This is a genomic window from Nocardia takedensis NBRC 100417 (genome assembly GCF_000308695.1).
Classification (GTDB): Bacteria; Actinomycetota; Actinomycetes; order Mycobacteriales; family Mycobacteriaceae; genus Nocardia; species Nocardia takedensis.
In genome coordinates this window covers 1-1,252 of the sequence record NZ_BAGG01000191.1, presented here as the reverse complement: position 1 = coordinate 1,252, position 1,252 = coordinate 1, and the positions used below count along the sequence as shown (strand labels likewise).

Sequence of the window (1,252 nt, the reverse complement as noted above, 5' to 3'; positions counted from 1 at the left end):
GACCAATCCACACCCACACCCGCCACGAACGCCGCGGCCAGTCCCTGCACCACTGCGGCCACGTCGTCGCGGCCCCGACGCATCAACGCCACCCCCGAAGACCCTGTCGCCTCGCCCACCAACGACGTCAACGCAGCAGGCCCCACCTCCAGGACCCGCACCCCCGTACCCAACCCCGCGACCGTGGCCATCGACTCGCCGAAACGCACCGTCTCGCGCAGATGGCGTACCCAATAGTCCCCCGCCCCGTATCCTTCCGGACTCAGTCGACCGTCCAGATTCGAGACCACCGCGACCCGCGGCGCCGACACCGACACCCCCGCCACCACCCGCGCGAACTCCTCCAACACCGGCTCCATCAACGCCGAATGGAAAGCGTGCGACACCGCCAACTCCGTCGTCTTGACCCCCTGCCCGGCCAACACCCCCACCACCCGCGCCACCGCCTCACTCGGACCCGAGATCACCACCGCCTCCGGGCCGTTCACCGCCGCCAGGTCCACCCCCGAACCGGTCAACAACGGCTCCACCGTGTCCGCAGCGGCGCGCACCGAGACCATCGCCCCGCCCGAGGGCAACCCCGCCATCAACCGTGCCCGCCCCATCACCAACGCCGCCGCACCCGACAAATCCACCACGCCCGCCACATAAGCCGCCGTGATCTCCCCCAACGAATGCCCCAACACCACATCCGGTGACACCCCGAACTCGGTCAACAACGCACACAACCCCACCTCCACCGCGAACAACCCCGGCTGCGCCCACACCGTCGAGTTCAACTCTCCCGCGTCGACACCCCACACCACCTCGCTCAACGACCGCCCCGACACCACCGACCCCGGCGCCGCCGCGCACGCCGCCGCGGCCTCGTCGAACGCGACCGCGAAACCCGGAAAACGCTCATACAGCTCGCGTCCCATCCCCAGGAACTGCGCCCCCTGACCCGGGAACACGAACACCGTCTTCCCCTCCACCGCACGCCCCACCACCACACCCGGGCTCGACTCACCGGCGATCAACGCCTGCAACCGTGACACCAACTCCTCACGAGAAGAACCGATCAACACCGCACGATGCTCGAACACCGACCGCCGCGCCAACATCGCCCCCACCCCCACCACATCCACACCCGAACCCCCACCAGAAGACAAGAAATCCCGCAACCGCACCGCCTGCCCCACCAAACCCGCACCACTACGCGCCGACAACACCCACACCACAGGCACACCCCCCGCCGACACCGAACCCGCCG

1 protein-coding gene is annotated in these 1,252 nt (G+C 69.2%); it reads right to left on the bottom strand.

Annotated features, from left to right (window positions below):
- The coding region (locus ON30_RS27890; RefSeq protein ID WP_157183860.1) for an acyltransferase domain-containing protein at nucleotides 1-1,127 on the bottom strand (1,127 nt) is incomplete at its 3' end.
- Nucleotides 1,128-1,252 lie beyond the last annotated feature (125 nt).